General features: G+C 66.3%; 5 protein-coding genes. 2 read left to right on the top strand and 3 right to left on the bottom strand.

Features of this window, described 5'->3' with window-relative positions; genetic code table 11:
• Nucleotides 1–198: 198 nt before the first annotated feature.
• Nucleotides 199–1,119: a LysR family transcriptional regulator gene (locus tag AC07UW_RS20535; protein WP_495212763.1), complete on the bottom strand. Its 921-nt coding sequence runs from the start codon at nt 1,117–1,119 to the stop codon at nt 199–201.
• Nucleotides 1,120–1,259: 140 nt separating this feature from the next.
• On the opposite strand from AC07UW_RS20535, the gene AC07UW_RS20530 reads away from it, so the two are divergent.
• Nucleotides 1,260–1,961 carry a pirin family protein gene (locus AC07UW_RS20530; RefSeq protein WP_025878940.1) on the top strand — a complete coding sequence of 234 codons (702 nt, stop codon included), beginning with the start codon at nt 1,260–1,262 and terminating at the stop codon, nt 1,959–1,961.
• 54 nt (nt 1,962–2,015) lie between these two features.
• Here AC07UW_RS20530 and AC07UW_RS20525 read toward each other — a convergent pair whose 3' ends face one another.
• Together AC07UW_RS20525 and AC07UW_RS20520 are read right to left on the bottom strand one after the other, a co-directional pair.
• A complete protein-coding gene (locus tag AC07UW_RS20525; RefSeq protein ID WP_025878939.1) occupies nt 2,016–4,211 on the bottom strand; it encodes a TonB-dependent siderophore receptor in 2,196 nt (731 codons plus the stop codon).
• A 155-nt stretch (nt 4,212–4,366) separates the two neighbouring features.
• Entirely contained in the window at nt 4,367–5,062 is a 696-nt protein-coding gene (locus AC07UW_RS20520; protein WP_312786421.1) for an alpha/beta hydrolase, read from the bottom strand.
• Between the two features lie 187 nt (nt 5,063–5,249).
• On the opposite strand from AC07UW_RS20520, the gene AC07UW_RS20515 reads away from it, so the two are divergent.
• Nucleotides 5,250–6,389 (top strand): MFS transporter, encoded by a 1,140-nt coding sequence (locus AC07UW_RS20515; RefSeq protein WP_032976527.1) that lies wholly within the window; start codon nt 5,250–5,252, stop codon nt 6,387–6,389.

The raw sequence follows: 6,389 nt of genomic DNA, 5'->3' as shown, positions 1-6,389 counted from the left end.
GTTGCGGGGGTGTAAGCGCCATGGATGGCGCGCCCAAGCCTCCATGGACGGATTCACGGCGTCCCCCGCAACCGGACCCACCCCGCCATCCCACGGAATGCCCGCTGTTGCTTTGGCTTTGGCTTTGGCTTTGGCTGTTGCCGTTGCCGTTGCCGTTGCCGTCGATTCGGCGGGTGCAGGGCGCAGCCCTGCCGAATCCTACCCCTCTGCCATCGCATGCCACCATTGCGCCAGCAGCTCCGGCCGCCGCAGGCGCTCGCGCCACCAGCGCAGGGCCGCGCCATCTTCGCCGGTGCGCCAGGCCAACCAGAAGGTCTCTTCCGGCTTGTGCTCCTCGACCTCGCGGATCACCAGCTGGCCGCGCGCCACCGCCGCGCGCGCGCAGGGCTCGGGCAGGAAGCCGAATCCCAGCCCCTGGCACTGCAGCTTCAACTTGCTGGCCATGTCCGGCACGGTCAACGTCTCCTGGCCCATCAACAGCCCCACCGTTCGTGGCAGCAGCCGCCGCGCCGAGTCGGACACGGCGATCGCGCAGTACGGCGCCAACTGCTCGCGGCCCAGCACACCCGGTACGGACGCCAGCGGATGCCCGGGTGCCACCGCAAACACAAAATCAACGCTGCCCAGCGGCTCGACCACGTAGCCCCCGCCACTGGGACCCTCACCGGGAGCCGCGACCAACAGGTCGGCGCGCCGGTCCAGCAGCGCTTCCCAGGTACCGGACAGTGCTTCGCCAAACAGGCGCAGCCGGGTGGGCGCCGCCACCTCGCGGAACGCGGCGATATCCGGCCCCAACAGCCAGGTCGGGAACACCGAATCCACCGCCAGGGTCAATTCCGCCTCCCAGCCCGACGCCACCCGCCGCACCCGCAGTTCGAGCTCCCGGGCCGCACGCAGCAGGTGCCTGCCCTCCTCCAGCAGCGCGCGCCCGGCCTCGGTCGGCTCCGCCCGCGGCCCGATCCGGTCGAACAGCTGCACCCCAAGGTCCTCTTCCAGCTTGGCCACGGTGTAGGAAATGGTCGAAGGCACCTTGTGCAGGGCCTTGCCGGCGCCGGCAAAGGAGCCTCGGCGGTCGATCGCGTCCAGGATCTGCAGGGCATCGAGGCTGAGCTTGAGCATTCGAAATTTTCGATGATGGCTGTCAAAACTATCCGTTTTTCAAACCCAAGGTGCAAGCGGATACTTCTCTTCAACGGGGAAACACAGCGGCTACCCGCCCACCCCGCCCCATCGAAACCATCGAACAAGGAGATTCCATCATGCTGCAGATCCGCAAGAGCGCTACCCGTGGCCTGGCCGAGCATGGCTGGCTGTCCTCGCGCCATACCTTCTCGTTCGCCAGCTACTACGACCCCCGCTATGTGAGCTTCGGCCCGCTGCGGGTCATCAACGAAGACAAGGTGATCGGCGGCCAGGGTTTCGGCACCCACAGCCACAGCAACATGGAGATCGTCTCCTACGTGCTGGGCGGCGCGCTGGAACACAAGGACTCGATGGGCACCGGTTCGGTGCTGCGCTACGGCGACGTGCAGCGCATGAGCGCAGGCAGCGGCGTCAGCCACAGCGAGTTCAATCATTCGGCCAGCGATCCGGTGCATTTCCTGCAGATCTGGATCTTCCCGGAGGCCGAGAACATCGCGCCGTCGTATGAGGAGACCCACTTCACGCCGGAGAGCAAGCGTGGCCAGCTGCGCCTGATCGCCTCGCCGGATGGCGCCGATGGTTCGCTGCATATCCATCAGGATGCGCGCATCTTCGCCACCATCCTCGATGGCGAGCAGAAGCTGCACCACGCCCTGGCTGCCGGCCGCGGCGCGTATGTGCAGGTGGCGCGTGGCCAGCTGCAGGTCAACGGCATCACCCTGGAAGCGGGTGACGCACTGCAGGTCAGCGACGAGGCACAGCTGACCTTGGAAAACGGCAACGACGCCGAAGTGCTGGTGTTCGACCTGAAGCTGTAACCAGCATGCCCGCGATGCCATCCGGCATCGCGGGCATGTCCTGTTGCAACGCGATCAGAACTTGTACGTCACTGCCAGCCGCACGTTGCGCGGCTCGCCCCAGGTGTAGGTGCTGTACCAGCTGAAGATCGTGTAATAGCGCTTGTCCAGCAGGTTGTTGACGTTGACCGTGGCCGACAGGCGATCGTTGAACTGGTACCGGGCCATGGCATCCAGCAGCCAGTACGGCTGGGTGCGATGAACCACCGACGTGCCACTGGCCGGGTTGGTGATGTCGCCGAACGTGGAGTCCTGCCAGCGCGCACCGCCACCGACGGTCAGGCCCTGCCAGTCACCGCGCAGGCGGTAGCTGGTGTGCAGGCTGAACTGGTTTTCCGGCTCCAGCGTGGTCACCTTGCTGCCGGCCTGGCGGGCGATCTTGTGCGCAAAGCCACCCTGCACCTGCCAGCCCTCGGCCAACTGCCCGGACATCTCCAGTTCGTAGCCCTTGGTGCGTACGCCCATCAGTGCGCGATAGGCGTCTTCTCCGTTGGGCGTTTTGCCGCCTGTAGGCTGGGCGAAATTGTCCTGGTCGAGCTGGAACAGTGCCGCGCTGGCATTGAAGCGGCCGTCGAGGAACTCCGCCTTCAGGCCCATTTCATAGCTGCGGCCTTCCAGCGGATCCAGTGCCTTGCCCTGTTCGTCGCGTTCGCTGTGCGGCTTGAAGATGGTGCTGTAGCTGGCATACACCGAATAGTGCTGGCCAAGGTCGTAGACCACGCCGGCATAAGGCACGAACACGCCCGTCTCGCGCGTCTGCGGCGAACGGTAGCTGGCCAGGCGGCTGCCGACGATCACCTTCAACGGGTCGGCCACGTCGAAGCGACCGACCACGTACAGGCCGTTCTCGCGGGTCACTTCATTGTTGCCATAACCGCGCTGCCATTCCGGCTCCGGGATGTCGCCCTTCCAGCTGTTGTAATCGGCAACGGCGGTCGGGTACCCGGGCTGCGGCGAATAGCCGGTGTTGGTCCAGCGCTTGCGCGAGGCACTGCCGCCGACCACCAGTTCATGCTGGCGACCGAACAGGCCGAAATTGCCGCTCAGATAGAAGTCGGCCGCGTTGCTGACCGTCTTGCCGACGTACTTGCCCAGCCACAACGAGACGCCTTCGCCGGTGACCGGATCGGGATTGCCACCGGCCGCACCGGCCAGTGCCGCATCGTAGCCGTTGACCTGATGGTTGAGCTGCAGCTTGGCTACCCAGTCGTTGTCGAAGGTATGTTCCAGCGTGGCAAAGCCGGTGCGCACGTATTGCCGCCAACCGCTCCAGTGGGTGCCGTTGTTGAACGAGCGCGGCATGTCGTTGAAATTGCCTTGGCTGTCCAGCAGCGGGATGCCGCCCCAGGTCGAGCCCTTGGGATCGCTCTCCAGCACGTCGCCACCGACTGTCAGCAGCGTGCGTTCGCCCAGATCGGCTTCCAGCACGGCATAGCCGACCTTGCTGGTGCGCTGGTAGAAGTCCAGATTGGAATGCTTGTCCTGCCAGGCACCTACCGCGCGCCCACGCACGCGGCCATCGGCAGTCAGCGGTCCGCCGACATCGACTTCGGCACGGTAATCGTCCCAGCGGCCGACGCCCAGCGTCGCACTGCCGGCAAATTCCTTGCCCGGCTTCTTGCGCACCAGGTTGATGGTCGCGCCGGGGTCGCCCATGCCGGTCAGCAGGCCGGTGGCACCCTTGAGCACTTCGATGCGGTCGTAGATCGCGGTATCGCTGAGCGTATTGCCGGCCGAGTACGCCGAGTCGCGTGACATCGGAATGCCGTCGTACTGGAAGTTCTGCACGGCAAAACCACGTGCGTAGTACTCGGTGCGCTCACTGTCGTAGGTGACGATGCTGATGCCCGGGGTCACCCGCATCACGTCATCGATGCCATCCAGACCGAAGTCGTCCATCTGCGCGCGGGTGATCACGCTGATGGTCTGCGGGGTCTGCCGCGGGGTCAGTACCAGGCGGGTGGCGGTGGCGATGGTGCCCGGCGTGTAGGCACCGCTGCCTTCGGTGATGGTGCCCAGCTGGTTGGCGGTGACCTGCACGGTCTGCAGCGTCTGCGAGGGCGTCCTGCCCTCTTCTTCAGCCGGCGCCGATTGCGCCGAGGCGGCGCCGGCAGTGGCCACTGTGGTCAGCAGAAGACCATTGGCAAGGGCCCTCGCCAATGGGCGGCGACGCAGGGACAGCACGGAAAAACGAACAGGCACAGACGACACGACGGGACCTCCACGAAGGGGTGGGATCCTCTGGCGGCGGCTCGAGGGGAAGGGGGGAATGCGGCCAAGGGCGGCCGGCGCAGGAGTTTACTCTCCTGCGCCCCCGCTGTCGTGGTGGCGCCAGTGCCTGACCAGGGACTGCTGCCTGGCGCTAGTCAGCCGTCGACGGCAGCCACGGCCTCCAGGATCAGTGCTGCCACTTCGGCCGGATGCGAGGCCAGCGAGGCATGGCTTGCCTCCAGCTGCAGCAGGCGCTTGGGCTGCATCCGTTCGGCCATGGCCTTCTGGTTCTGTGGCGCGATCATCCGGTCCTGGCTGGAAAGCTGGTACCAGCTCGGCTTGTGCTTCCACGCCGGATCGCTGATCGCATCGCCGAAGGTGCTGGCCAGCGGCGCCTTCTGGGTCACCGCCATCACCCAGCCTTCGTCGGCACTGAGGTCCTGGCAGAAGCTCTCATGGAACTTGTCGGCACGCAGCCACAGATAGCCATCGCTGTCCGGAGCGAGGTTCGGTGCTGCTTCGGGCAGGTGCTGCTGGGTGATGCCACCGGGGCTCTCACCACTGTCCGGCGCGAATGCGGCGATGTAGACCAGCGCCTGCACATTCGGTTGGTTGCCGGCTTCGGTGATCACCGCGCCTCCGTAGGAGTGCCCGACCAGTACGACCGGGCCATCGATCTGGCGGATCATCCTGCGCGTCCGCTCGGCGTCGTTGACCAGCGAGGTCAGCGGCAGTTCGACCGCCTTCACCTGGTCGTGGCCCTTGCGGTGCAGCTCCAGGATGACCTTGCCCCAGTGTGCGGCCCCGCCCCAGAACCCATGGACGAGGAGGATGGTCGGTGTGGTGCTCATGCGCTGATCTCCGGCGGCGGCCGGGCGGAATGCCGACCGTCGGGCTACTTTGCGCTGGCGACGTTAATCAACGGTGACGCATCCGGACCACTGCATTCGTATGCGTCGCCCGATGTCATCCATGGCACTTGCCGATGGCTTCTGAAAACGTTTTCATGAAGAGGATCTTCTGGAGCCTTCCTCGCGCATGACGCCCTCTTCTCCCCGCGCCCAGCAGCACGCGACCCGCGCTGCGTTCTTCATTCCCGGCTTTGCCACCGCTGCCTGGGCACCGATGGTGCCCTTCGCCAAGGCCAAGGCTGGGTTGTCCGACGCCAGCCTGGGCGGGCTGCTGCTGTGCCTTGGCCTCGGCTCGCTGCTGGCGATGCCACTGGCCGGTGCGTTGACCGCGCGCCTGGGCTCGCGCCGCTTGATGATTGCGACCACGGCCTTGATCCTGCTCGCCCTGCCACTGCTGACGCTCGCCCCCACGCCGCTGGCACTGGGAGCAACGCTGTTCGTGTTCGGCGCGGGTGTGGGGGCGATGGACTGCACGATGAACATGCAAGCGGTGGCCGTCGAGCGCGATGCAGGGCGGCCGATGATGTCCGGCTTCCACGCGTTCTACAGCATCGGCGGCTTCATCGGCGCCGGCTGCATGACCGGCCTGCTGGTTCTCGGCACGCCCCTGTGGCTGGCGTCATTGGTTGCCGTGGCGGCGATGCTGCTGGTGGCCCTGTTGTCGGCACCGCACTGGCGCCCGCAGCGCATTCTGCATGACGGCCCGATGCTGGCCCTGCCGCACGGCGTGGTGCTGTTCATCAGCGTGCTCGCCTTCGTGGTGTTCCTGGCCGAGGGTTCGATGCTGGACTGGAGCGCGGTGTTCCTGGCCGAAATACGCCACGTGCCGCGCGACCAGGCCGGTGCCGGTTTTGCCGTGTTCACGCTGGCGATGACGGCGATGCGCCTGTTCGGCGATGGCATCGTCGAGCGCCTTGGCCGCACCCGTACCATCGTCATTGGCGGCATCACCGCTGCGGCCGGTTTCGCGCTGGCCACGCTGGTGCCCTCCTTCGCCATGGCGCTGGTCGGCTACGTGCTGGTGGGCCTGGGCTGCGCCAACATCGTGCCCGCCCTGTTCTCGATGGCCGGCCAGCAGCGCGCGATGCCGGAGAGCATTGCGATCACCGCAGTCACCACGCTGGGCTATGCCGGCATTCTTGCAGGCCCCGCAGCGATCGGCGCGCTCGCCCATGCCACCAGCCTGGGCTTTGCCTTCCTGTGCGTGGCAGCGATGCTGCTGGGTGTAGCGGCATCTGCACGTTCGCTGGCCCGCCGCCTGCCCTGA

The organism is Stenotrophomonas sp. GW821-FHT02D01, assembly GCF_059421765.1.
Note: the sequence above shows the minus strand (reverse complement) of the source record. Positions and strands in the feature narration are given on the sequence as shown.

Coding starts and splice junctions, on each gene's coding strand:
- AC07UW_RS20520 (WP_312786421.1), bottom strand. CDS start 5,062: ATGAGCACCACACCGACCATCCTCCTCGTCCATGGGTTCTGGGGCGGG.
- AC07UW_RS20530 (WP_025878940.1), top strand. CDS start 1,260: ATGCTGCAGATCCGCAAGAGCGCTACCCGTGGCCTGGCCGAGCATGGC.
- AC07UW_RS20515 (WP_032976527.1), top strand. CDS start 5,250: ATGACGCCCTCTTCTCCCCGCGCCCAGCAGCACGCGACCCGCGCTGCG.
- AC07UW_RS20535 (WP_495212763.1), bottom strand. CDS start 1,119: ATGCTCAAGCTCAGCCTCGATGCCCTGCAGATCCTGGACGCGATCGAC.